Raw genomic sequence first — 25,650 nt, forward strand, 5'->3', positions numbered from 1 at the left:
CAGGCTTTTTATACTCAATCACTTCTTCAAATGATAAGGCACGGTAGTGACAATCACATCGCTGCGGAACAGCAGACGGGCGCGTATCAGCAGGCTCGATTGATTATGAAGGATATTATGCCAGCCTTTCTTCGGAATGAACTGTGGAATAATGACCGTTACCCTATGGTTCAACTCTGCAGCCTTCCAATTCACTTTATCAATAAACTTGGTCAATGGCTGTACGATGCTTCTATAAGGAGTATATAAGGTTACTAACCTTACGTCAGGCTGCCACTTTCGCCACTTCTCCTCGAACACCGCTTCATCTTCCCGCTCGAAGGGCACGTAGACGGCTATTATCTGCTGCGGAGACAGCGACTTGGCATATTCCAGGGAGTTCATCACGACATGAGTGATTCCGGCGACCGGCACGATAATCACATTGCCTTCAATCTTGATCGTTTCCTCACAGGTCGAAATTCTAAGCTGGTCCGCAATGGCCTCATAATGCTTATGAATCCGGTGGAACACCAGGAGCAGAATCGGCAGAAAGACAAATACCGGCCATACCTGAGTAAACTTGGTCATGAAGAACATCATCGTCACAACGAAGCTGATTAGAGCACCAACCGTGTTGATGATGAACTTTTGCACCCAGCCTGCAGGCTTTTCCCGGAGCCATTTCACCATCATTCCGCTCTGCGACAACGTAAAGGGAATGAATACACCTACGGCATATAAAGGAATCAGCTGCTCCGTTTTCCCCTCAAAGACATATATCAGAATCATGGACAAAACACCCAATATAATAATACCGTTAGAGTAACCCAGCCGGTCCCCCCGCATGGTGAACATTCGCGGAATGAATTTATCCTTGGCAAGGTTCACAGCCAGCAATGGAAAGGCGGAATAGCCCGTATTAGCAGCCAGGATCAGGATTAATGCAGTCGCTCCCTGGATAAAATAGTACATGGCATTCCGGCCAAAGGTTTGCTCGGCAATTTGCGAGACAACAGTAACGTCAGCGCGGGGAGCGATCCCGTAATAATAGGCTAACACCACAATGCCTGAGAACATCACAGCCAGTAACGCTCCCATGGCGATTAAGGTTTTGGAGGCGTTGGACGCTTCCGGGCTTTTGAAATTCGGTATGGCATTGGAGATCGCTTCAACCCCCGTTAACGCAGAGCTCCCGGAAGAAAATGCGCGCAATAACAGAAATAGGCTGATCCCCGCTACCGGAGTACCCAGTGAGGTATGCAGTTCTGCCGGAACGTTACCTGACAAGATGTTGTACAGACCTGTACCAATCAGGATGAATAAGGCCAGGACGAATAAATAGACCGGATAAGCGAGGACGGAGGCAGATTCTGTGACCCCTCTTAAGTTCAAAATCGTGATCAGAAGCACAAACCCAATGGCAATCACCACTTTATGCTCATGCAGGCTTGGAAACGCTGAGGTGATGGCATCCGTACCGGCCGATATACTTACAGCCACCGTTAAAATATAGTCAACCAGCAGCGAACCGCCGGCTATTAACCCCGGATACTTACCCAGGTTCTCCTTGGACACCACATAGGCGCCCCCGCCGTGGGAATAAGCAAAAATAATCTGCCGGTAGGACAGAATGAGCGCGGTCAGCAGGATCAACACACCCAGCGCAATCGGGATCGAATACCAGAAGGCGGCTGCCCCAATCGTAACCAGAACAATCAGAATCTGCTCCGGCCCGTAGGCCACGGATGACAGCGCATCTGAAGACAGGATAGCCAGCGCTTTCTTTTTATTTAACTTTTGCTCTCCCAATTCACTGGACTTTAAGGGCCTGCCAATTAAAAATCGTTTTAAAAATGAAATCACTCGGTTTCACCACTCGCTTGTTATTTGTAGGAATCTTGGTTGTACCCCATCTGCCCCTGTTCTCGAACACAACAAAAAGACCACAGAAGACTATTCTGTGACCTTCAACATATCATGTCCGGCATTAATATAGCGTTAAGGATTACGCAAAGACATTAAGATTGCATTAAGATTATCCTTCCACGTGTTCCCCCTACTTTGCAATAGTCTATTCCTTCGGTTCTTCCCGCCACTCTCCATCCTTATAGATGAAGCGGCTGGGCTTCCCTTCCTTGTCCTGTGCAACAATCTCAACCGCAGGCCCTTCGCTGATCTCCTCCAGCACTTCAAATGAAGCCTCATCCCCGGCAGGGAGCTTCCGGTATACTTGCTCCAGCCCGTCTTTTCCCGTCTTGCTGCGGACAACGTCACTCTTAACGGCAAAGATCATATTCAAGTCTAAACGGACCTCTCCGCCCAAGACAGGCAACACCCCAAGCACCCTTCGCTGAGAGTCGATGACATCAAACCCCATTTTCCAAAAATCGCTCAGCTTGTGCACCTGATTATCTCCCAGCGGAGACACCTGTATGGCAGCCTGTGGAGTGAGCGTGAATTTACGTGGAAGCCCTTGTTCCAGTTGCATTAGCATGGCAAGCTTAAGACTGAGATACAGGACAATAAACACAGCACAGCCCGTACTTAGCACCCGTCTCCTGCCCAACGACACCGGAAGCACAAAACTCATAACCCCCACTAACATAGGCATCCAAACCGTAGGATCACCGAGATAGATCAAGGGCAGCGTATAAGCTTCCCTGGACAGCGGATAGATCAAATGGACCCCATGTCCCAAATAATCCACCAGAATATGCCCCAGCACACTCCCCGCTAGACACAGATATAACTGGGTATACGAATATTTTTTCAGCAGCAGCCTGAACAGGAACACAATCGGAACCATAACCAGTCCCATAACTACAATGGAATGCGACCAAGGAGATACATACCTGTTCCCCAACAGATCCGGCACAATTCCCAGGAACGAGGTCAGTCCGAGCAGAACCACTTTTTCCTTAAAAGAAATCGCCTTGCGCATAAGCACAATCGATACAATAAAACTGCCCGTAAGCAGATGTGTAGCAATATGCATAGCCAATATCATAGACACCTTTAATCCCCCCGCTTTGGTTGTTAAGCTTCACTCCTCAGAGCCTGGCAAGTTATAAACAAACGGAGCGGGGAAAAGGTTCATTTGCCTAGTTCATTCTTATATGTTTGTACCTTTATACTCATTCTGTACGGTTAGCTTAACGAAGCCCCCGGACCTGCACCCCCTCTGTATCATCCAGCGTGATCTCACAAACAGCCGTCTTAATAGTTAGCGGATGCGGATAGGCTTCCTCCTGATCGGACATGAACCAGACCCGGCCCTGCTTCACAGCAATAATCAACCCATGCTCGTCACCGGCAGCAGCGAACTGGTTACTATAGTCCTGCCAAGGAACGATTCCTACCCGGGATAGTTTGAGCAGCGCCTCCTCTGCATCGGGTACAGGCAGACCGATCTCACTTACACATAACAGACTGGCTGGACAAAAGGCTTCATTGGCGGAATTGTTCAGATTGTCCCGGGCAATCAGCTCTACAATATTACCTGCCGGATCATAGAAATAGATGGAATCGGCATTCCAAGACTCGAAGTGCACAACCTCCTGGCCCTCATTAGGAATGACAGACACCTTAGGAGTAATCCACCGCAACGCTTCATCTATCTGATTCTCAGGAATATTAAAAGCAAAATGATATTTCGGCTGTCTGCTTGGATCAGACTCATTGAAGGTTAGACTGGACTCGCCCGCTCGTACACTGAAGGATGCCCGATGTCCCTGGACTACCGTCAGCCCAAGAGTATTCTCATAAAAGTCCTTCATTCCCTGTAAGGAATGGGTCTGCATCTCTACTTCTCTTATCACTTAGGCTCACCTCTGTTTGTGGCATAACAGCCAGATCTTTGCTTCCATGGTATCCATGAAGAACATTGAAGTCAAACCCGCATCTGCAACTTCTGTGCAGCATCCGCGTCCATAACAATATGGAAAATCTATCTATTCTCTGAAAACAATAGGACAATAGAACATTACAGGAGGTTTCTATATGCGCTATATGGCAGCAATTGTGCTGGCGGCAGCTCTGCTCTCAGGGTGTCAGGGGGCAGACAAGGCTGGTGTGAACGGCTCTTCCCCATCCTCACCCGCAGAAGGGTCACCCACGGCTATGTCAGCCACACCTACCACTTCAGCACCTTCAAGCGAGGAGGAGCCGCTGCTCTATATTGAGCAATTGAAAGTGATCAGCGGCGGTGGACAACTGATACAAGTGAAGTCGAACAGCGATATCGATAAAAAATCATTGGAGCAAGCGATAAAGAATAGTCTGCAATCCAGTGACCCGGAGACTGAATTCCGTTACACGCTGGAATGGGAGTCCCCGCGGTTTGTGCAAATCCGCCTGCATCTCGATGAGGGCAGTGTCTGGTCCGGGACGTTCAATCTGGACGAAGCCGTCACCACAGACGGGCGCAAGTATGCTAGTACAGAGCAGCCGTACCGTAACACGGTAGTGATCAGAGCTGGAGACGGCGAGGGCAGTCTGTTGTTCCAAGGCGTCACCTCCGGCACCCAGCGCGTAGTACCTGCCTGGAACACGGGCTGGATTAAGTCCATTCAGACCCGGGAATCGGTTGCACCCTCCTATCTGTTCTACGGGCAGGAGAAGCATCATCTGGTGCACGCCCTGACAGGCGAGGCGCTGGAGATTCCGGTTTTTGCTCAGGAGAAGGATGCCTACGGCAATGACTATGGTTACCATGAGATGTATTCTGACCGCTTCTATGGGGATTTCACTTATATGATCTCGGGCAATAAGACGCTGTATCGTGTAGACCTGAAGGACTTCACCCGTACGAAGCTTCATGTATTCAGCAAGCCGGTCTACGGCATGTCCTCCTCGCCTGACGGCAAGCGCATAGCTGTATTAACTGCCCATGACGAATACATTGGACCTGGGGCGGATCTAACGGTGCTGGATCAGAAGGGGAAAATACTGCATTCGCAGCAGAACACCGCCTTCATCTCCCATAGTGACGGCTTCCTGTTCGTCTATTCTCTGACTTGGGAGGACGATTCGCATCTGCTTCTTCCCGTAGACAGAAATGAGAAGAACCCGCTGGGCCAAAACCGGTACAGTACCGGAAGCGGAACCTCATCGGTTATGCAGGATGAGCGCATTACGGACCAGCTGAAGCAGGATCTCAAAGCTCATGAGCGGCAGCCGCATAATGACCTGTTGCTATCCGGGCTGAAGTGGTCACCGGACAACCGATTCGCAGCCTTCAAATCCGGCACAGGCGCCATTCAGGTGTACGACACACAGGAGCGGACCTTCACGTTCGTATCCGCAGGCACATTGCTGGGCTGGATGCCGGATGGAACGCTGGTCTGGGCGGATATTAAGGATCATGTGTATACCTTTTGACTATACTTCTCCCCAAAAAATCTCAGTCTCATATTCAAATGGAACCACACCGCCCTGATTATGCCTGTCAAATATATTCTGCAGCTCTGTCATCATCGGATTGTAATTCGGATGTCCGGGAACAGGGCTATAGGAGGAGGATAACAGCCGGCCGCTCAGACCCTCGAAATCGAACTCCTGAGTCATTTCAAACTGGCTTTTATGCATCGTATTCTCTTTGAAAAAGGAGCGAAGCATCGCCTGAGAAATGTTTTTATGATTCACTTGTTCATAGTCGGTTCCGTAGGTGTGAAGCAGTTGATCGTACTCTTTACGAAATGAAGTACCGTGTGTAAGCCGGGAATTCCATATGAGTATGACTTTCCCGCCAGGCTGTAGTATTCTGCGGAACTCCGTTTGCGCGGCTGCTTGGTCAAACCAGTGAAAGGCCTGTGCACAAACAATAAAATCAACCGACTGATCCGGTAACCCGGTAGCTTCCGCAGACCCTGATCTGCTCTGAAAGCCCGGATGGCTGGATAATCTTTGCTCTGCGGCTTCACGCATGGCCTGATTGGGCTCGACCGCGATTACCTCGCTGCCGCGTTCCAGAAGCAGCTTGGACAGGCTTCCTGTGCCTGAACCGATATCTGCTATTTTACTGTTCGGGTGCAGACCAATATCGTTGTACAAATAATCAATAGCCGCTTGTGGATAGCTTGGGCGGTACTTCAAATAGGAATCGACCCGGTTCGAAAACCTTTCACCATTGTTCATCGCTGTTCACTCTCCTATCTAGTTCGTAATCCAAGGATACCGATGAATTCCATATAATAATAGAGAAGTTTTCCAGATTTCATTACCTATTTTGTTTTCTTCGGAAAACCGTATACGAATAGTATCACACCAATTAACGTAAGAATGGGCACAAAGATATTATCGAAGAAGCCTGCGATAGGAGTTTTAGGCTGGGCATCGTACATTTGCGCTTGGTATAACGCAGAAATTTCATAATTTCGAGCGATCAAAGTCCCGACACGTTCGATAGTGTAGATTAACGCGGCCGTAATCAGAAAGGCTGCCCCTAGTTTTCTGTATAAGTCGTTGCCCATGGAATATTATTGCCTCCTCTACCCTTGACTGATTTAGTTATGTTACGGTTTCACCACTCCGGCCGGAAGCCCGGAAGCCGGCGGCCAGACGATGGTTCCGCTGCGGTTCATGTACCCTCTGATTTCCTCGCGTGTATCCGGAACCAGCAGGGTGATTTCCGCCAATTCACCGTTAAAATCAGCGGCCCAATAGAGTTGCGGCTTGACCACGAAGCGGCCGGAGGTATTAATATAGCCGTACCGCTGCCCCGGGCTGGCCGAAGCCAGACCGCCCTTAAACAACCCTCCGGCCGTAAATCCCTGGATGACTTTGGTGCCCTTCTTATTAATATAGAAGGTGACTCCATTGCGCTCGACGAACGCCAGTCCTTCCGAGAACGGCTGCGCCATGCTGAACTGCGGTTTGATCAGGTAATTGCCTTTTTTGTCGATGTAGCCGTATTTTCCGTTCACATACACGGCTGCCGCCCCGTCGGAAAACGGTGTGGCATAATCATACCGGGGCGTAATGCGAAGCTTGCCGGTAGTGTCGATATAGCCGTATTTGCCGCCAACGGCAAGCGTAACGGCCGCCATGCCATCAGAGAAATCAGTCGTCGAGCTATACTGGTACGGAACGATAAGCTTGCCCTTTGTGTTAATGTACCCTGAGGCTTTGCCCATATTGACCCGGGCCAGACCTTCGGAGAAATTAAATGCCCGGACGTAGATTGGCTGTATGGCCACCTTGCCTTGACTGTCGATATACCCGTACCGGGTCGCCTTAGCTCCACCAGCGGTCTGAATCTGCGCTGTATACAGGGCGCGGTCATTATACAGAATGCCGGCATCTCTCAGCTTATATTCGAACAGCTTGGTGCCTGCTGAACTGAAATAATATTGCTTTTTAGCCGCATGGTCCTCAACATACAGCGTTCCTCCAGGTACTCCTGAATACCCGTATCCGTCATACACCGCTTCGATGACTACTGTGCCTTTGCCGTTGATGAAGCCGTATTTCCCGTTCACTTCAACCGGATACAATTGATCGGCCGTCTTCGCCTGCACAGTGCCCGCACTGGCGGCTTGAGCCTTATCCTGTGATGGACCCGCTATGCCTGCACTGAACACCATCGTCGTCATTAATAGGGTTAAAGCCAGCTTTTTAAACACCTGTGGTTCACTCTCCTCAGAGGCTATTCTCCATTCTTTAGTATAGACGGTGATTGTACCGGTTTTGTTGTGCATGATTTGGAAGAAAAAAAGAGGGCTGCCCCAAGCAGCCTCTCGTGGCTACCGGGACAACCCTGTGTAATTACAATCAGCGAATCTCGCCTCTGGACGCAATCAGCTTCTGATACCAGTAAAAGCTCATCTTGCGGATGCGGCGCAGCTCCTTCAGGTCGAACTCCTCACGGTCCACATAGATGAAGCCATAGCGTTTGCTGGAGCCCTGATGCGTGCTGACCAGATCGATCGCTGACCATGGACAGAAGCCGAACACATCTACCCCATCGGTAAGCGCGAGCTGAATTTGTTCGATATGCTTGCGGAAGAAATCGATGCGATAGGCATCATTTACGGTTCCGTCTTCCTCCAGCTTGTCGAATGCCCCCAGCCCGTTCTCCGTCACAATCAACGGCAGATGGTAACGGGAATAAATCTGGCGCAGCGTTGTCCGGAAGCCGACCGGATCGATCTCCCAGCCAAACTCCGTAGTTTGCAGATTAGGGTTCACCGATCCCCGGTACGCTCCCGGCTCGCCGACGATTTCGTGCTGATCGCCCGTGTGGGAGAAGTCGTTGCCGTCATTTTTGCTCTCCCCTACGGTCTGCGAAGTGTAGTAATTGAAGGCGATGAAGTCCGGGTGGCCTTGCCGGAGGATGTCCATATCCCCTTCCTCAATCTTCGGCTCATAGCCCTTCTCCACCAGATAACTCCAGGCTATATGGTTATAGCGTCCGTAGACCGCCATATCCAGGTAGAGCCAATTGCGGATCGCAGCATAGTTGTCTGCGGCCAGCACATCCTCAGGCTTGGAGCTGGCCGGATAAATGACACCGATGTTGGGGGCCGGACCAATTTTCGCACCGGGCAGCATCTGATGACACAGCACCATAGCCTTCGCCTGCGCAACGAGCATATGATGGTTTTGCTGGTAGAGCTCTTTTTGCGGATCGGTCATGTTCTCATTCAAGGTTCCGATCGATCCCGGGTGCAGAATCAGCATATTCTGTTCGTTAATGGTCAGCCACCACTTTACGCGGTCACCATAGTTCTCAAACAGTGTCTTGGCATATTGTTCAAAAGCATCGATCGTCGCCCGGTTGGACCACCCTCCCCGCTCTTCCAGCCCGTAAGGCAGATCGAAGTGGTACATCGTGACGATAGGCTCAATGCCGTATTTAAGCAGCTCGTCGATCAGATTGCTGTAGAATTCAAGCCCCTTCGGATTGACGGCTCCGTCTCCTTGCGGGTAGATCCGGCTCCAGGCGATGGAGAAGCGGTAGGCCTTGAAGCCCATTTCCGCCATCAGAGCAACATCCTCTTTGTACATATGGTAGTGGTCACTGGCAACCTTGAAGTCCGTTACCCCTTCCACATGGTTGGCCAGATCAATGACGGAAGGCCCTTTGCCGTCCTCATTCCAGGCGCCCTCCAGCTGATAAGCCGAAGTAGAGCCCCCCCACAAGAAATTTTCTGGAAAAGCGTGAAGTTGTTTGTGCAGCATACCCAATTCCTCCTATGTCTTGTATTAATCCACCAATGTCAAAAGCACTTCGTTCTGCTTAATCTGCTGCTGGTTCGTCTCGAAGATCTCGACCTCTTTGGTCGTTAAGGTTACGATCACCGGCGTGATCGTCTGATACCCGGCCGCCTGGATCTGCTCCAGATCGAAGCGGATCAGCAGATCACCTTGGCTCACCCGGTCACCTTCCTTGACCACTGGTGTGAAGTGCTTGCCTTTCAGGCCAACCGTATTAATTCCGATATGAATCAGCAGCTCTGTTCCGGCTGCGGATGTGATGCCAATTGCATGGCCTGTCGGGAAAATGGAGGTCACCGTCCCGTCCACAGGAGAGACCGCCTCCCCGATGACCGGATCAATCGCCAGCCCCCGGCCCATGGCCCCGGTGGAGAACGCATCGTCCGGCACTGTGCTAAGCGGGAAGGCTGCGCCGGTCAGCGGGCTGAAAATCAGTTCCTTTTTCAAGTCCACCACTGGTGCTGCCGGCTTGTCCGGCTGAATCTGTTCAGGCGCGGCTGCCGAAGCGGAAGCCTCCAATTTGTTCTTACTCTCATATCCGAACAGCCAGGTCAGCAGCAGCCCTGTCCCCATGGAGACAACCATCGAGACAATGAAGATCGACATCGGCTGCTCCACCGGAATCGAGAAAATATTATGGAACACATACGCCGTATACAGTACACCGAAGTGTCCGTTAATCGCTCCGCCCAGCGCCCCGGCAATAATAACGATTGGAATCACCCGCTTGTAGCGGAGAATCAGGCCGTATACAATCGGTTCGCTGACACCGGCCAGCAGTCCAGTAATCCCGGAAGAGGCGGCGATACTCCGCAGGTTCCGGTCTTTCTTGGCTCTCAGGAAGATCCCGAAGGCCACCCCGATCTGGGCAAACACCGCTGCTGAAGCCATGGCTTCAATCGGGTCACCGCCGTTCGCAATATTTTGCAGCGTGATTGGAGTGAAGCCCCAGTGAAGTCCGAACACAACCATGAAGGTCATCCCTCCGCCAAGTACAACCCCCGACAGAATGCCGCTTACGCCAATCAGCCAAGTCACACCGGAAGCGATCCAGTCGCCGACACTTGTACCGAATGGACCGAAGGCGATCACCGACAGCGGAACCATAATCATCAGCGAGAGCATCGGAACCATGAAGATCTGCAGGTCCTTGTGTATGATTTTCTTAAGCAGCTTGTCCAGCAAGGCATAGATGCTAATCGCAATGAAGATCGGGAAGACACTGGAGGCATAACTGACCATCACCACCGGAATTCCCAGGAAGGAATGGGCACCGTCTCCCTCCAGCATCGCCGTAAAGTTCGGTTCCATCAGCGCCGCCCCTATGGCTCCTGCTACGTAAGGGTTCGCTTTTAACTTGATGCCCAGGGTAATTCCTAGGAAGATAGGCAGGAAGTAGAAGACGGCATTGCCGGCCGCAGACAGAATCTTGTAGGCATCGCCTGAATCAGACATCCAGCCCAGCAGTGTAAGTACCGTCAGTAACGCCTTCAGCATCCCTGATCCGGCCATCACGGGAATCAGCGGGGAGAAGCTCCCGGAGATAACCTCGAACACCTTCGACACTGCCGAGGTTTTCTGGCCGGAATTCTGCGCATCTGTTGAGGTGCTGGACAGGAAGCTGGTATTCTTGACAATTTCGGCGTAGACATTCGCTACATTGCTGCCAACGACAACCTGGAATTGCCCCCCGCTCTCCACCACGGTAATGACGCCCGGATGCTTCTCCAGCGTCTCCCGCTCGGCCTTCTTGTTATCCTTGAGGCTGAATCTCAGCCGGGTGGCACAATGGACTAGATCGTTAATATTCTGCTCCCCGCCTACGAGACGGATGATGTCTTCCGACATTTTTTTGTTATCCATGCTGACTCTCCTTTGCTTTACCGCCGTAAATTGGCATAAAAAAAACCTAAACGAAAGTTGTGAGATCACACCGGTGTGATCCACATCTCGTTTAGGTATCGCCTGCTGTAGCAGTAACAATCCTTAGATTTAAGTTGTGACTCCAATATAGCGGAATAAGTAATCGTTTGCAAGCCCTTTTTGAATTCCTTTTTAATCCAACGGGTCCATATCTCTTGAGGTAACGCGCTGAATATGAATCGTCAGATAGACCTTCTCGTCAATGGACATGGCATTCCCGTACGTCTCCTCCAGATAGCGGTTGATCTTGCCCGTACACGCAAAAGCCTGCGGAAATTTCACCTTAATCTGATCGTACAAGAAGTTGTCGCCTAATGCGGACCGCTCTTGTTCCCCGCTGATCATGCGCTGGAGGAAGTACTGGAGGTGGGTTAAGAACCGGGAATAATTGAACGAATTCTCATTGAGCTTAACCTGGTATTCCTCTGTCAAAATGCTGAAGATATCGCTCATCGCCTTGGTCACCTCAACCGTCCGCTGCATCTCCTGCCCATCCTGACGGGCATTCACGAAATGCATCGCAATAAAGCTCGCCTCATCCTGATCCATCTCGATGTCAAAATGCTTGCGGATCAGGCTTAGCGCCTGCACTCCGATAGCGAACTCCTTGGGGTAGAACTTCTTGATCTGCCAGAACAGCGCGTTCTTTAGATTCATCGCCTTCCGGTAGCGGGCAATCGCAAAATGAATATGGTCAATTAACGTAATATAGATATTGTCGTTGAAGATGTCACCCATCTCCGCCTTAGCGTGAGCAATAATCTCATCGGCCAGCGAGAAATATTCAGCAGACGTCTCCCCGATCAGATCAATCAATTTACGCGGAACCTTCTCAGGCTTCAGCATGAAGGTCTTCTCAATCCGTTCCTCTTCGACCCGCTGCCCCGCCTTCTTTTTAAAGCCTAATCCGTTCCCAATGACAACGTATTCATGTCCGACCTGATCTTCAGCCCGAATCACATTGTTATTGAAAATCTGCCGGATAATCATGGTGCTTCACCTCTTCTGTATATCTCCCTGAAAATATATCCTAAGATAACACAGTGGTGTTAGAAAAGACAAGGGGTGGGGGCTTCTGTTCATTTGGAACGTATTGGTACTAAAATGGTAGCCACGAATTGAACCAATAGGATCGGGAAAAATACGTTCCAAATACTAGGAATAGTTGCAATGGCAAAATAGAAGGAATAGGGTGCCAGCCAGACCAACGAAATGGCCATAAGTAAGCGAAGACCACGCCAGATTGAAATAGCCATGACGGCTGAAGGTACTATGAGCATGAGGACCACAACCACTTGTGTGCTGATGGTTACCACCTGATCACTGTATGGATTAAAAAACAGAAACAGGAAACTTAGTCCAATACCCAGCAGCGATAAGAAAAAGGCCGACCACTTCACCCCTGGACTCATATGCCTCACCTCCTGTTCACTGTGGATGATAATCAGAGAAGCCCGAAATCAGAACTCTAGACCCCTTGGTGACGCTATCCACCTTCCAAGTTCCGTTCGCGAATATTAGCGAGACTGTCCGATCTTCTGCATATTGATCTTCACCTGTAAGACCATTCGCTATTATTACAGATTGTGAAAGTGTGGCAGAATTCTTACTGGTATAAATAGGTGAAGTGACAGGCGTTTCATAAGTACCCGCTGTTTTCAATCCTTTGTTCTGAGTAATAGACTTCATTAATTTATCCGTGAAGTACGGTTTAAAGGTTGAATTTACATTCTTAATTGAAGATACATTTGAGGCTTGATTTAATTTATCAGATAGAAGTTTCAAACGTGCTTCAGAAACTTTATTCTTTTCAGGAATTTGAATAGATGGGGTCTCCATATTAACAACCAATCCTTTGTTGCCCGCTGTTACTGTTGCTTGTTTAGACAGTTGATTCCACACTACCGTTGCTCCTAACGACTGACTAACAAAACGAAGAGGGACATAAGTTGTTCCTTTGATGACTTGTGTTGCAGTATCCAAATCGACATATTTTCGTGACGGTGTATCTGGAGTTTCACTCGATGGAGCAGATTCAATAATCACACGTTTGAAATTTGCTGCAAGCCATATCGTCGAATTGCCGTTTTTGATTTTAACAACTTTATCTGTTTGAAACCATTCCAAGCTTGCGCCAAGATTTTCGGAGACAGCACGTAAGGGAATTATGACTCGTCCGTTGTTTATTTGACCATTGTTAATCGTTGTAGATGTTTGTGCCTCAGCCGCATAACTAGACCCTGTTGTTAAAGGCAGTAAAAGAAGTACGGATGAAAGCAATGCAATTGTCCATTTTTTCATCATAATATTTCCTCCTCTTAAATAATTCACCACAAATTACTCTCTCGCATCTGATTTCTCTAAGAAAATACAATTCAGTCAAACAAAAACTCCCCATTTAGCAACAGGATTTATTAGTTCACCTGTTTACCGTGTGGGGAGTAATTAACTTACAGTAATATGGTATTAATGGAATCAGCCTTTACTATGAAGAGTAATCAGGTAACCGTCCGGATCAGCAAAGGTAAAGGTACGTCCGAAGGGGCCGTCGATGGGTGCGGATGTAATTTTGACGCCTGCTGCTGCGAGTTTATCGTGAATGACTTGCGTATCTGGGGCATAGAGCCATAGCGCAACTCCAAGTCCAGGCTGAGTCCGCGTACTGAGCTCGACTCCCGGCATGAGGTCACGAAGTGCAAATGCAATAGGCTTGGTGTCAAAAACCACCGCATGAGGCGGGCCCGCCTGTGAACGGACGAGTCCAAGATAGTGTTGATAAAATTCAGCAGAGCCTTCAAGATCCCTGACCTGAAGTGAGATGAAATCGGGTCCAATGACTGACATAATAGCCTCCTAATATTCGCGTTTGTAGGTTAATATAGTCTTCATTATACCCACCCTTCCTGACAGCGTTATGTCAGTAGCTGATGTTATACATTATCGCACTATACAGAAAATCTGCCGCCCCCTCTTTAAATTGATTGAAATAGCTGTTGAACCGGGCATCGTATTTGTAATTATGGGCTATACAAGCAAGCAGCTCCGCATCACATGGCATGAATTGCATTAAAATGCTTTTCCATTCCTCAATCAACTGCTGGACTTCAGCGGAGGAAGGTTCCTGACCGGAACAAGCCACAATGCGCTTGAATATTTCCTCAAAACCGGAGAAGTACCTCGATTGATCCTCTGCCGACATCTTGGCCATCGCTTCATCATAGGCTTGGTATGCCTCTGTTTCGCCATAAATGAGTTCTGCCTCATTCGCATACTGTTCCTTCAAAGGCAGGATAGAAGAATGGTCGAAAATACGCAAAGTACTGACATCATTCCCAGAGACATATTCATCCAGAGCCGTCATGATATTTTCCAGCCTTTGTTTTTTTGCGAATAACGTTTGCCTGTGTTTCTGCAATACTTGCTTCTGTTCTTCCCGGGTCAGCTTTACAATGTCCGCAATTTCTTTCAGGGAAAAATCCATTTCCTTCAAGATTAGGATCGTTTGCAGTTTCTCCAGGCTGCTGCGGTCATATAAGCGATAACCTTTTTCCGTTAGCTGGGCAGGTTTAAATAAACCGATTTTATCGTAGAAATGCAGGGACCGGGCCGTAATGCCTGTAATCCGCACTATATCTTTAACCGCTAATAATGGTTTCTTCATCCCAGAATCCCTTTGCTTCTTCCAGTATTTGCGCAGCAGGCATTATGGTGGCCTCCCAAATTGTCTTGCCGGTTTTTCTCAAGTAATACTTGATTAAATGATACCCGCACGCGTAACCAGCACTGTAGGGCATATTGACCGGCTGAAAGTTCTGAAGCTCTGCCAGCTCGTCACCATAAAGATACGGGGCAAATTGATGAAATCCGGTTAGTTGAAGCTGCTCGCGGAGCACGGGCTTAATACGCCTGTTAAGGGGTTCCGTATCGGTTCTCGTTACCCACGGTCCCAGCAATTCTTCACCAAACAGGGAGGTAGCATAGTTTTCAGCCAATCCTTCACTTACAATAAGCTCGCCCAGATCAACCGTGTGGTCCCACTGAATGTATTGATAGCGGACATTATGACTGCATTCATGCGCCAGCGCTGCCTTCATTCGGGAAATATTATGCTCATTGGGCAAAAGCGTAATCCAGATAAACCCGGGAATCCCCCCAAAGCCGCTATACCCTTCGTTTATAGTCAAAGCACGATTCTCCGGATTTCCCAGTTGCACAGTGAATAAATAATCAGATACAGGAAGACTTATTCCATGTTCAATAAATTGACGGAGACTTGTGGTTACGGCTTGCTCACACCCGGACCAGAACGAATCCGCAGAGATCCACTCGACCTCAGGTAAAATATTCGGGGTCATCTGATCAGGTGCCCGGTTCATCATACCACTATTAAACGAAATCGCGTCAAAACCATTTGCTTCTTCAGCTCTAAAGGGAATCTGTTGAATTTGCCATTGTTTCATAAAGGGAGCCAACATTTCCTGCCGGAATAACTCCAGCTTGTCCTCTGGCGGGGCTTGAATCACCTGTTGATAAATGTAGTCTGAACGCAGTGCTGTAATATTCATCTTGTCACGTCCCGTCTTCTGTTCTTACCGTGAATTATGCACTATGACGCAACGTCATAGTCAAGCACATAGCAAAAACTCCCCATACAGTTAACAGGTTTAACCATCTCACCTGCCTGCCATGTGGGGAGTATCTACTTACAGAAGCTTGTTCTTCATGCCGTTAATTAGGCTCTTTTGCGCAATTTCTGAAATACCGAGTATTCGTGATTGGACTTAATATAGTTAATTATCTGTTCGGCGCATTCTGCCGGAGTCAGCTCTTCCGTGTTCACTTCAAGGTCATATTCATCAAAACGATAGACGATGTCGAACTGGGCATCCACTAGACCAATCTGCCGGTCCCCTCTGGCCTGCTCTCTTCGGATGAGCTCTTCCCGGGAGCATAGGACACCAATAAACAGCGTAGTCCGATCAGCAAAATGATCCCAAAACTCATTAAATCTCTTATCGTTGTCGAATACGGTATCCACGATGACATTGAATCCCATTTCGGATAACAGCTTAATCGTCGAGTAGTACACGGAGACTATGGAGTCATCCAGTATTTGCGAGACCACCTGATGGTCTATTTCCCGTACAGGCTCGTCTGGAAATTTATGATTAATGAAATCATTGTAATTCATGAAAAAATCATCAATCGATACATGATAAAACGGAATCTCTTTCTGTTTCGTAAGTTCAGCCGAGATGGAGCTCTTCCCGGAGCTTGAAGTTCCATTTAGAACAAGCAACATACCTTTATTCAATTCGTTCCCTCCTATTCATCCATCCATTATAAACCATAGGCGATAGAGGACGGAACTCATCAGTTGTATCAGTTGAATCCGCCATTCACACGAATCGTCTGCCCTGTAATCCAGCGGGCCTTGTCACTGACGAGCAAGTCGATCACATTCGCAATATCCTCAGGCTCGCCCAGCCGTCCAAAAGCATTCATCCGCCGGAAGGAATCCACCAGCTCATCAGATTTTCCATTCAGGAATAGCTCCGTCGATACTTGCCCGGGTGCTACGCAATTCACGACGATATCCTTCGCTCCGAATTCCTTCGCTAACTGGCGGGTTAGCTGCTCAACGGCCCCTTTGGTTGCGGCGTAGACGCTATAAGTCGGCAGCATCGCGCCCGATACTGAGGTCGAGAAGTTAATTATCGTTCCGCCCCGCTCCATATTCCTCATCGCTTGCTGGCAGGCGAAATAAGTCCCTTTTACATTTACAGCAAAGTGCCGGTCGAACATCTCCTCCGTTACGTCCGCAATAGGCACGCAGTCCATAATTCCGGCGTTATTCACCAAAATATCAATACGCCCGAATTGCCCGATTGTCTCCGAGAAAAGTGCTTCGACCTCACTGACTTTGCTTACGTCGCCTTGAACGGCTATCGCTTCCCCGCCAGATTCCTTAATGATTTGCACGACCTCGTCCGCTTTTACCCGGTTAGATGAATAGTTGACAGCCACTTTTATTCCTAACCCGGCCAACTGGATGGCGATTTGTCTTCCGATACCCCTTGATGCACCTGTGACGATGGCTACTTTTCCGTTCTGACTCATTAGGACCACTCTCCTTAAGTTTGCTTAGGCCGGATGATGATCGGTTGGCCTTATGGATTCATTGTAACGCAATCGAAGAGCATCCAGTTATAACAGACCTGTTCACTTCTTGCCTATTTCTCTTCAACTCGTTATGATTAACAGCAAACCCCATGAGTATGGGAAAAGGAGGCTTCTAACTTGGACGATATATTGCGGACCGGACCGCTTTTGCAGCAATTGGCTGCACTGATCCTTCGCCATGCTCCATCGACAGGTACCCGCCAGACGCACATTCCTTCCTTGCAGCTGATGCACGCCACGGATGCAGCCGAACCGCTGGAGTCTGTCTACAAGCCATCGATCTGCGTCGTTGCCCAAGGAGCCAAAGCAGCCACCCTGTCTGGCGAAAGTTACCATTACGATCCTTCCACTTACCTGGTCACTTCGGTGGAGCTGCCGATTAACGGGAGAATTACCGGGGCTTCGCCTGAGCATCCTTTTCTGGGCATCAAGCTAAGCTTCGATCCGGGCACCATCCTGGAAATTGTAAAAGAAATGGATGACTCCTCCCTTATCCCGGGTGAAACGTCGCTTGGCATCACGGTTGCCCAAACCTCCAGGCACTTACTAGAAGCCATTGTACGGCTCATCCAATTACTCGACGCGCCGCAGGATATTCCTGTTCTGTCCCCGCTCGTGATCCGTGAAATTCTATATCGCGTTCTTCAGAGCGACCAAGGCTCACACCTTCATCAATTCGCCATCATCGGAAGCCATGCGCACCGGATTGCTCAAGCCATCCAAGTGATCACTAAGCAGTACGATCAATCCCTTGTCGTTGAACAGCTTGCTGAGTCCGTAAATATGAGCACCTCTGCTTTCCACAAGCACTTCAAGCGCGTCACCGCCATGAGCCCGCTCCAATACCAGAAGGTCATCCGCTTGCAGGAAGCCCGCCGCCTCATGCTGACCGAATCCCTCCAAGCCTCCGATGCCGCCTTCCGCGTAGGCTATGAGAGCCCCTCCCAATTCAGCCGCGAATACGCCCGCCAGTATGGGAGACCTCCGGTGTCGGATGTTCAGGAGATTCTTGGGTTATCGAAGTAGCTAACTTCTTCAGACTTAGCTGTTCACATGACGACATCCAGCTTTCCGTCACGGTTTGATGAGCAGTAGGAAACTCTAACGGTTTTAACGATGAGGTGGGGTTTATTATTTGTTTCTTCCCATCCAAAAAAATGAGCCGCCCTAATTTCTCAGGACGGCTCAAGACGAATTAACTTAATCGTTGAATATTTTCATATCAACATTAATTGTTCAAGTACATTAAAGTTGTGAAGTGAAGAATCCTTGTACATCAAGGGTTTTCTTATTTTTCAAAAAAAAACAAAATACATTAAAGTTGTGAAGTCACGTTGAATCAAAATTATCACTGACATTAAAGTTGTGAAGTGACTCCCTTAAACTAATAGTAATAAAACAATTATATTCCGTTTACTTTTCTCATTTTGACTATGTCTGAAACTGAAAGGTTGGAGCTTAATATTGTATTTGTATCAGTAATTGCTCGCTTTAACTCTTGCATGTATTCTAACCCACGATTATCGTCATAAATTAAAATCAACAACCTACTCTTTGGACGTGATACTGCAACATAATGAAGATAGCGGTCATTTTCTATAGCTAAGTTGTAATCGTTAGCTATAATAATAACTTGATCATATTCCAAACCTTTTGATGAATGTATTGTTCCAGATGTGAACTTATACTTTTTTTCATTATACGTAGGTTTGAATTTATCATTACAAACTACAAAATATAGTGTATCAATTTCTTTTATCACGCTACTATCATTATTGGGATAACCTAAGTATTCATAAAAACCCAGGCACTCATTACGAAAATCTTCTTCCGTATTTAAATTTATAAGAATTGATGCTAACATTGAACGGATTTTTTTAAAGTCATAAGAATCTGGAAGTGGAATTTCCTCGAAAACATCGTATTCATTAAACCTGTCCTCAAGTAAATACAAAGCCAGGAGTCTTGAAATCCATACATGTTCACTTTCTAAGTCAGAGTTATCTAATGGAGACGCCGGAATATAAACAAAATCATAACCACTATTATTTAATAACCCACTCCACTTCTCTGCTGAATCTCGTCTAAAGTGTAGGAATGAACAGTTCTGGCTTGAATCAATCCAACTCGTCACAAAAGTAGTTGCATCTGATTCATTTTGAAATCTATATGAATAAATTTCATTGTTAAAGTTAATTTTAGGATCAATATTTTTCCTTACATCTTCCATAAAGATATTAGAGTAGTTTTGAATAGAAGAATTAGACCTGAAATTATGCCATAGATTAAAGCAGCTAAAGTTAGAATTTTGCATCAGCCCCTTAAAACCATCACTATAGGCACCTCTCCACCCATATATAGACTGCTTAATGTCTCCTACAACGAATAACGGGATCTGCAGTGACTCACAGATAAAAATAAATAAATTATGCATATCAACGTCACAATCCTGATATTCGTCTATATAGAATCTAAAATATCTCGATTTGAGATACCTTCTTGCCGCGAGCGAGTTCTTCAAAATATCCAAGGCGAGTTGGAAAGAAAAATTCTTTTTATTATTTCTATACTTACAAATAAACCCACTATCTTTTATCTTATTAATTCCCGCTTGGAAGCCCACAATAGCATTTTGCGTTGTAAAGTCCGGCTTTATTTCCTTTTTATACTCTGATCCATACACATCGTACATAAATGGCTCGATAATTTCTTTGAGTACAAAATTATCATTGGTACCTATATAACCCTCTCCGACATTCGGACCTAGACGCTCTCTTATTTCTCTAGCTGCTTTTCTTGTAAATGTTACAGCTGCATACGTCTGATAATTCGTGATCTTTGAGACATCTAGTTTTATACGCATTACGGTTGTATATGTTTTTCCCGTACCCGCACTTGCACTGATAATAATATTACCTTCACTCTCAAGTATTTGATTTCTCACTTCATTATCTATTGGGAGCATGATTCAACAAACTCCTTTAAACAAGCGAATAACTCGCTTTTGTAAATTGCAGTGCAATCTGTTGAAGATAATTTGGTACACAGTTCTATCATGTTTATTAACTTAGCACTTTGTAAATAGTCGACTGCATTTTTCGAGCTATTATTATCCTTAGATAATTCATCCATAGGAAGAGGGATTATTTCATAAAGATCATTTTCTAAATCTATTTTTGATAAAAAGATCTTTTTAGCTTTTAATTGTTTAACCTCAGTAAGGTATAGCTTTTCAAAAACTTCTATTTGTATACTCTTTTTATACATATGGTCAGCGTCATATTTGATGGGATCAATACTAATCAAATTCGGCTTTTTGGGTATATTCACTAAATCAAGGCATCTATTCAATCCAAGTAAGTTACATTCTTTTTTATCCTTATTTAGTTTCAGATCGTTATCGGTTTTTATAATTACTTTTATACCAAGTGACGTTAACACCTTTACATATTCACTGAAATTAATACCATCAACCTCCAAAACATACCCGCCATAACTCTCATACTTTTCTAATTCTTGTTTAAGAATCCTCTCAAAAAGTATTTTCTCAGATGGTCCTTCAATGAGAAGAACGACATCGGCGTATATTGCTTCAGTTAAATTTTGATTCAATTTTTGCTTCAACATTTTATACTCTTTAGGAACAGTATATGTATATGAATTGCCTATAATTTTACCATTTCTATACAATTTAATTAAGTTGACATCATCCATATGACTAACTATTAATGAAGAATGGGTTGTCATAAACAAATATTCAAAAATCTTATCATTAAACAATTGAAAAGATAAAGCAATTTGCATTGATCTATGGAGATGGTTTTCTAATTCCTCGATTAAAAAAACATTTATTCTTTTTTCTTCCATTCTTCTGTTCTCCAGAGTCAACAAAGTATAGGCTAATATTTTTTTTCTTCCATCACCACTTGTTGGATAAGTCTCGGCATCTTCACTCAATATATACGGGGTTAATTTTGAATGTAAGTTGCTCAGTTCGATTTCTGAACGAATCGCTATATTTAGATTACCTTCATTCCTGTACTTTTTATATTCTTCTACTAACTCACTTTCAAATTTTTTTATATTGGTTAATCCTCCGATACTATCATTTAGATCAGAGATATGCTTTCTAATGTTTCTACGCTCTTCTTCAGTTAAACTTGTATCTCCTCTAAGAATTTCTTTGGTGTATCTTTTAAATTCATAATCTAGCTTTATGGATGAATCGATATACACTACATTAAATAACTTATCTATTGCAAAGTTATTTTGACTACTAGGGATATCCTCTAAATTATCTTTTTCAGTGCCCCAATACATTCTTGGATCTCCTCGCAATGTCTCCGGAGTGTATGTTGATTTCAATTGAAAATATACCTCTTTTACACCAGATGGAATAGCACCCTTCATACACGAATATATTTTTTTATTATCTGCGTCATTCTCATCTTCTATATTTACCTTCAAGGTTATAGAAATTTCAGTATCAGTTTTCTTATTATAATAATCAGAGTCAACAAATCCGTATCTTCTAAAGTCTCTGTCCAACAAAAATCTTAAAGCACACAAGAAGTTAGTTTTACCAATATCATTTAGTCCAAATATCACATTTTTATTAGTTAAATCCAATTCTAGGTACTCAAAATTTCTAAACTTACTAATAATTAATGATGAAAATATCATAGTTGCACCCCCGCCAACCAATATTTAACTATACATCTCAATAGTAACATAGACCCAAAAATTTTCTCCATAAAAAACATTATATTCTTTTAAACGACAAATATCCCCAAGCACAATCACTTAAGGGGTTAACGCACTTTGATACTTTTTCGTGTAATTTCTTCCAATTTTATTTTTGTTAACGGTAATTTATTTATCTGTGTTCGAATCATCGTAGAACACTGCAGTCTTCTTCCAATTTCATTGCGTGATACTCGGACCACTCCCAGATTCTTCATCTCATCCACTATACGGTTGATTTCTCGAGTCAAAAATTCATCTCTTTTTCTCCAATCGACCCGAATTTTTATGTAAGTAGTTTTCTCTTTACAATTATTTACTTTTGGGGAATATGCTTTTGGGGAATATGCGTTAGATGAATTAGAGTTTTTCTGGATTCCTTTTTCCCCTTCAGTCTTAAGCAAATAAGTTTGCCTCTTGATCGTACCCGCATCAACACCGAGCTGCCTTGCTTTCTCACGTAAGCTAAGTGCTCCATTACTATTTAGTTCAATTAGCTTTTCTATCCAAGTCGAACCAAAGTGTTTTATTCGTCCGATTCGGGTTAGGTCTTCAAGTGTTATATCTGGTCCTCGTCTTGAGTATACAAAACCACAATTACAGCTAAAAGTACCTACAGGTTTTCCTGTATCATAACATCTTGATATGCGAACATTAGATATTATATGCTCTCCAAAATGCTCAGCCCCCCTATTCAGACAAGGCCAAGGGCCTTCACCAAAAGGATGGAACAAGCCTTCATGTTTTTTTTGAAGTATCTCTGACACATCTATATCCAAAAAAAGCTGGAGTAAGATGTGCCTTAAAGGATGTACAGCATGTCTCGGCTTCCGGAGTATTTTATGTAGCCAACTATACTGACTCTTTTTATCCACTACACATCCTTGCTCAAAAAGATACCCCTGCCCAAAAAAGGATTCAAATTTAGGCAACAAATCTTGAAACCTAATATGTCCATTAGCAGTGAGCATTCCCATTTCATTCAGTCTTCCTAAGTATATTTTTCTTAATGCTCCTGTATTTATGGATGGGTAATTCATGTTCAGTAAGAATTCTGATTTTTTTGCTACCAATAATTTAGTATCTATCTCACAAGAGCATATTTGATGTGTAAGACTACCAACGATGGACTCAAGCATAACAAATTCATGCTTATTTCTCCGCTGAGCATATTGGATAGATGAAGACTGCAGGCAGGAATTATGAACAGGACATACGTCTACTCCCGTAAGTTGATGACATCTATGCCAATAAGCCACGCCATATACTTCACGATTCTCTTTAACACAGGAGGTACAATATCTTAGATGAAATAACGGTTTGACCCCATTTGCTACCAAACCCATTTTCATATAAATAGACCTGCCATCACCGTAAACCATATCCTCAGTAACACCTTCATAACGTTCAGGCGAGATATAAGGTCGGAAGTATGGAAGTAATGTATGATTATTAAGGAGTGTAGCAATGGAAATTGCTTGTCTAGGAATACGCAAATATAAATCGTTAAGATGTCCAGGGAAGTCCGTCACTGCACAGACACTCCTTTTCCCAAATAAATCCCTCATAGTCAATTTAACATTTTCATTACCAGACCGCGCATGATACCGAGCACATACACTGTACAACAACTCGTCCGGAAACGGAGGTGGGAAAAAAATCATTGTTAGCCCCTTCTCTTTTAAAAATATTTATTTGCTTCTTTGATAGCCCACTCTAATACTTGTAGAGAACATTTTTTATACGCAGTCGAGATTCTTTGAAGTCGTTTAATGCTTAAATTTCGATATTTTGAATCACTATTTCTGATTTTATCCAACGCATAGGGAAGTATCCTAATTGCGTATTGATCAATTGATTCTACATTTGCTTCCAATAGTTTCGTTGTACGAGGTAAATCATTTTGAAATTCATAATAACGTGCTTTTAGCTTTCTTGGTAAGCCTTTAAAAAATGTGATATTAGAAATTTGTCCTGCAGGCGGATTTTTTTTAACCGTTTCTATGGCCACCTCCATGATGTGAAACAACTCATCATCGAGTTTTTTTGTATTAATTGGTTGGGGTATCGCTTTCCTCGAGGGTAAGTGCTCCTCTATCCATTCTCTGTCATTTTTCAATAACCACTCATATTGAGATGGGATACATTTACGAAAATTATGTCGAGAGGCATTAGGACCTAGCATCTCCTTCACCTCTAAAAAATCATCCCGATAATTCCAATTGGCCGCGGCTGCTTGGCGATAGCCCATTTCTATGACATTGGCAGGCTCAATCCCTCCTGGATAATCTCTGACTCGCTTTAACCCTCTATGAGGCAAAAGATATTTTCTTATTGTGACCCTATTAGATGCAACTTTCGTGGCGATTTCATCTATTGTCATTCCATTTTCATAATAGTTAATGGCCTGCTCTATAAATAGATGTCCCATAGTATCAATATTATATGTTCTCTCATCTTCGATATGAGGTAGTCCTCTCCTTGTATAGATTATCCCGCAATATGGACAAGTGAATTGACCAGTAACCCATCTTTGCGCTTTCCGTAACAGTTTAAAGATGACTCTCCTATTATATTGGGGACAGATCTTATTGACACAAAGCCAAGGTCCGTTGCCGAAAGGAATAGGAATGGAGTACTCCTCATCTTTGCTAAACCATTCTCCTACCTCACCGCCAAAAAATCTCATAATCAATAAATATAAGATGAAATTATCCTTTAGATAATTTTTTTCAAAAAGTTTAACCATCTGTCTTGAACTTATCAGTTGATTAACATCAAGACCGATTAATTTTAAATACTCTATACCATAGAAATTCGAAAAATCTAATAAGAGTTTCTTTTTATAGAGACGCCCCCCTTGAAATCGAATATAGCCTTTGGCTCCAGCAGAACAAATGATTTTGATAAAAGTAGTGTCTAAATTAGCGTCTTTCTGTTTCATTAAATTGTCTATATCGTTAATCAGTTGTTTATTTTCATTAAGCACTTGAGGAGAGTACTTCTCATTCACATGAATTCCATGTCCGTTAGGGCAAGTGGGCTCAATTAGCATTTGACTACAATCTTCATTAGTTAAAGGGATCTCACAGACTGGACATACATCAATGAGTTGGGAGTTATGTTCTAAGCAATGATGTAAAAAAGAACATTGATGAATACGGTGCAAATATACAATCCCGTACTTGTCAAAATCATTGTTTATACAGTGGGGACAGTACTTTGGAGTAGAATGGATTAGTAACCGGGTAACTCTGAGTAATAAAGATCTGCTTTTTATATCATAATTACTTGAATACATGACCTCCCAAAATTTCGACTGATTTTCACTCGATGTAAACGGCCGTAGAAATGGATAAAACGTGTGATGTTCTATAATTCTTTGTGCAAATGCAGGTGTAAGTTCAAATTCATTTTCTATTCGAGATAAGTTCAAGGGAAACAAAACCGTTTTCTTCATACCAAATTCACCAAGCAACTTATACCTTGTTTTACTAAAGAATAGTGGCGAGCGAAGATGGCTATGGAAAACAATACTTCTAAAGTCTTCGTCAGGATAAGTTAAAGGAAAAGCCACTAAATCCCCCATAATCCCCCTCCTAG

22 protein-coding genes are annotated in these 25,650 nt (G+C 44.9%); 2 read left to right on the plus strand and 20 right to left on the minus strand.

The features are described from left to right. Positions 1-18 precede the first annotated feature (18 nt). The 3 genes from MKX51_RS27195 to MKX51_RS27205 form a co-directional block, all read right to left on the minus strand. Entirely contained in the window at positions 19-1,845 is a 1,827-nt protein-coding gene (locus MKX51_RS27195; protein WP_340994551.1) for an APC family permease, read from the minus strand. A gap of 208 nt (positions 1,846-2,053) precedes the next feature. Next, positions 2,054-2,989 (minus strand): metal-dependent hydrolase, encoded by a 936-nt coding sequence (locus MKX51_RS27200; protein ID WP_340995718.1) that lies wholly within the window; start codon positions 2,987-2,989, stop codon positions 2,054-2,056. Between the two features lie 145 nt (positions 2,990-3,134). Continuing rightward, positions 3,135-3,800, minus strand: coding sequence for a VOC family protein (locus MKX51_RS27205; RefSeq protein ID WP_340994553.1), 666 nt, complete (start codon positions 3,798-3,800; stop codon positions 3,135-3,137). 181 nt (positions 3,801-3,981) lie between these two features. On the opposite strand from MKX51_RS27205, the gene MKX51_RS27210 reads away from it, so the two are divergent. Beyond that, positions 3,982-5,361, plus strand: a complete 1,380-nt coding sequence (locus tag MKX51_RS27210; RefSeq protein WP_340994555.1) for a hypothetical protein — start codon at positions 3,982-3,984, stop codon at positions 5,359-5,361. On the opposite strand, the gene MKX51_RS27215 is transcribed toward MKX51_RS27210, so the two are convergent. From MKX51_RS27215 to MKX51_RS27275, 13 genes are all read right to left on the minus strand, one after another. Then, positions 5,362-6,117 carry a class I SAM-dependent methyltransferase gene (locus MKX51_RS27215; protein ID WP_340994556.1) on the minus strand — a complete coding sequence of 252 codons (756 nt, stop codon included), beginning with the start codon at positions 6,115-6,117 and terminating at the stop codon, positions 5,362-5,364. Positions 6,118-6,203: 86 nt separating this feature from the next. Continuing rightward, positions 6,204-6,452 (minus strand): hypothetical protein, encoded by a 249-nt coding sequence (locus MKX51_RS27220; protein ID WP_340994557.1) that lies wholly within the window; start codon positions 6,450-6,452, stop codon positions 6,204-6,206. 42 nt (positions 6,453-6,494) lie between these two features. Then, entirely contained in the window at positions 6,495-7,604 is a 1,110-nt protein-coding gene (locus MKX51_RS27225) for a WG repeat-containing protein (protein WP_340994558.1), read from the minus strand. A 148-nt stretch (positions 7,605-7,752) separates the two neighbouring features. Beyond that, positions 7,753-9,162: a glycoside hydrolase family 1 protein gene (locus tag MKX51_RS27230; protein WP_340994559.1), complete on the minus strand. Its 1,410-nt coding sequence runs from the start codon at positions 9,160-9,162 to the stop codon at positions 7,753-7,755. A gap of 24 nt (positions 9,163-9,186) precedes the next feature. Continuing rightward, positions 9,187-11,061 (minus strand): beta-glucoside-specific PTS transporter subunit IIABC, encoded by a 1,875-nt coding sequence (locus MKX51_RS27235; protein WP_340994560.1) that lies wholly within the window; start codon positions 11,059-11,061, stop codon positions 9,187-9,189. A gap of 192 nt (positions 11,062-11,253) precedes the next feature. Continuing rightward, positions 11,254-12,111 carry a BglG family transcription antiterminator LicT gene (gene licT, locus MKX51_RS27240; protein ID WP_340937836.1) on the minus strand — a complete coding sequence of 286 codons (858 nt, stop codon included), beginning with the start codon at positions 12,109-12,111 and terminating at the stop codon, positions 11,254-11,256. Between the two features lie 89 nt (positions 12,112-12,200). After that, positions 12,201-12,533 carry a hypothetical protein gene (locus MKX51_RS27245; RefSeq protein WP_340994561.1) on the minus strand — a complete coding sequence of 111 codons (333 nt, stop codon included), beginning with the start codon at positions 12,531-12,533 and terminating at the stop codon, positions 12,201-12,203. 16 nt (positions 12,534-12,549) lie between these two features. Beyond that, complete coding sequence (locus MKX51_RS27250) at positions 12,550-13,425, minus strand: stalk domain-containing protein (protein ID WP_340994562.1); 876 nt, start codon at positions 13,423-13,425, stop codon at positions 12,550-12,552. Positions 13,426-13,596: 171 nt separating this feature from the next. Next, positions 13,597-13,965, minus strand: a complete 369-nt coding sequence (locus MKX51_RS27255) for a VOC family protein (RefSeq protein WP_340994563.1) — start codon at positions 13,963-13,965, stop codon at positions 13,597-13,599. A 73-nt stretch (positions 13,966-14,038) separates the two neighbouring features. Then, on the minus strand, positions 14,039-14,782 hold the full coding sequence (locus MKX51_RS27260; RefSeq protein WP_340994564.1) for a MerR family transcriptional regulator: 744 nt from the start codon (positions 14,780-14,782) through the stop codon (positions 14,039-14,041). Further along, complete coding sequence (locus MKX51_RS27265) at positions 14,757-15,686, minus strand: DUF2268 domain-containing protein (RefSeq protein WP_340994565.1); 930 nt, start codon at positions 15,684-15,686, stop codon at positions 14,757-14,759. The genes MKX51_RS27260 and MKX51_RS27265 overlap by 26 nt, the downstream gene beginning before the upstream one ends. A gap of 167 nt (positions 15,687-15,853) precedes the next feature. After that, positions 15,854-16,423, minus strand: a complete 570-nt coding sequence (locus tag MKX51_RS27270) for a phosphotransferase-like protein (protein WP_445322083.1) — start codon at positions 16,421-16,423, stop codon at positions 15,854-15,856. 80 nt (positions 16,424-16,503) lie between these two features. Further along, a complete protein-coding gene (locus tag MKX51_RS27275; protein WP_340994567.1) occupies positions 16,504-17,241 on the minus strand; it encodes an SDR family oxidoreductase in 738 nt (245 codons plus the stop codon). A 180-nt stretch (positions 17,242-17,421) separates the two neighbouring features. On the opposite strand from MKX51_RS27275, the gene MKX51_RS27280 reads away from it, so the two are divergent. Beyond that, a complete protein-coding gene (locus MKX51_RS27280; protein WP_340994568.1) occupies positions 17,422-18,330 on the plus strand; it encodes an AraC family transcriptional regulator in 909 nt (302 codons plus the stop codon). 376 nt (positions 18,331-18,706) lie between these two features. Here the strand turns inward: MKX51_RS27280 and MKX51_RS27285 are convergent, their stop codons facing one another. The 4 genes from MKX51_RS27285 to MKX51_RS27300 all read right to left on the minus strand — a co-directional run bounded on the left by MKX51_RS27285 (position 18,707) and on the right by MKX51_RS27300 (position 25,636). Next, positions 18,707-20,269, minus strand: a complete 1,563-nt coding sequence (locus MKX51_RS27285) for a UvrD-helicase domain-containing protein (RefSeq protein ID WP_340994569.1) — start codon at positions 20,267-20,269, stop codon at positions 18,707-18,709. Next, positions 20,257-21,987 (minus strand): ATP-dependent nuclease, encoded by a 1,731-nt coding sequence (locus MKX51_RS27290; RefSeq protein WP_340994570.1) that lies wholly within the window; start codon positions 21,985-21,987, stop codon positions 20,257-20,259. Before MKX51_RS27290 ends, MKX51_RS27285 begins: the two co-directional genes overlap by 13 nt. A gap of 128 nt (positions 21,988-22,115) precedes the next feature. Continuing rightward, the gene (locus tag MKX51_RS27295; RefSeq protein WP_340994571.1) at positions 22,116-23,711 is read right to left on the minus strand and encodes a TnsD family Tn7-like transposition protein; all 1,596 of its coding nucleotides are present in this window, start codon (positions 23,709-23,711) and stop codon (positions 22,116-22,118) included. A 17-nt stretch (positions 23,712-23,728) separates the two neighbouring features. Then, on the minus strand, positions 23,729-25,636 hold the full coding sequence (locus tag MKX51_RS27300) for a TnsD family Tn7-like transposition protein (protein ID WP_340994572.1): 1,908 nt from the start codon (positions 25,634-25,636) through the stop codon (positions 23,729-23,731). Positions 25,637-25,650 lie beyond the last annotated feature (14 nt).

Origin of the sequence: Paenibacillus sp. FSL M7-0420, from assembly GCF_038002345.1 — a bacterium.
GTDB lineage: Bacteria > Bacillota > Bacilli > Paenibacillales > Paenibacillaceae > Paenibacillus_AQ.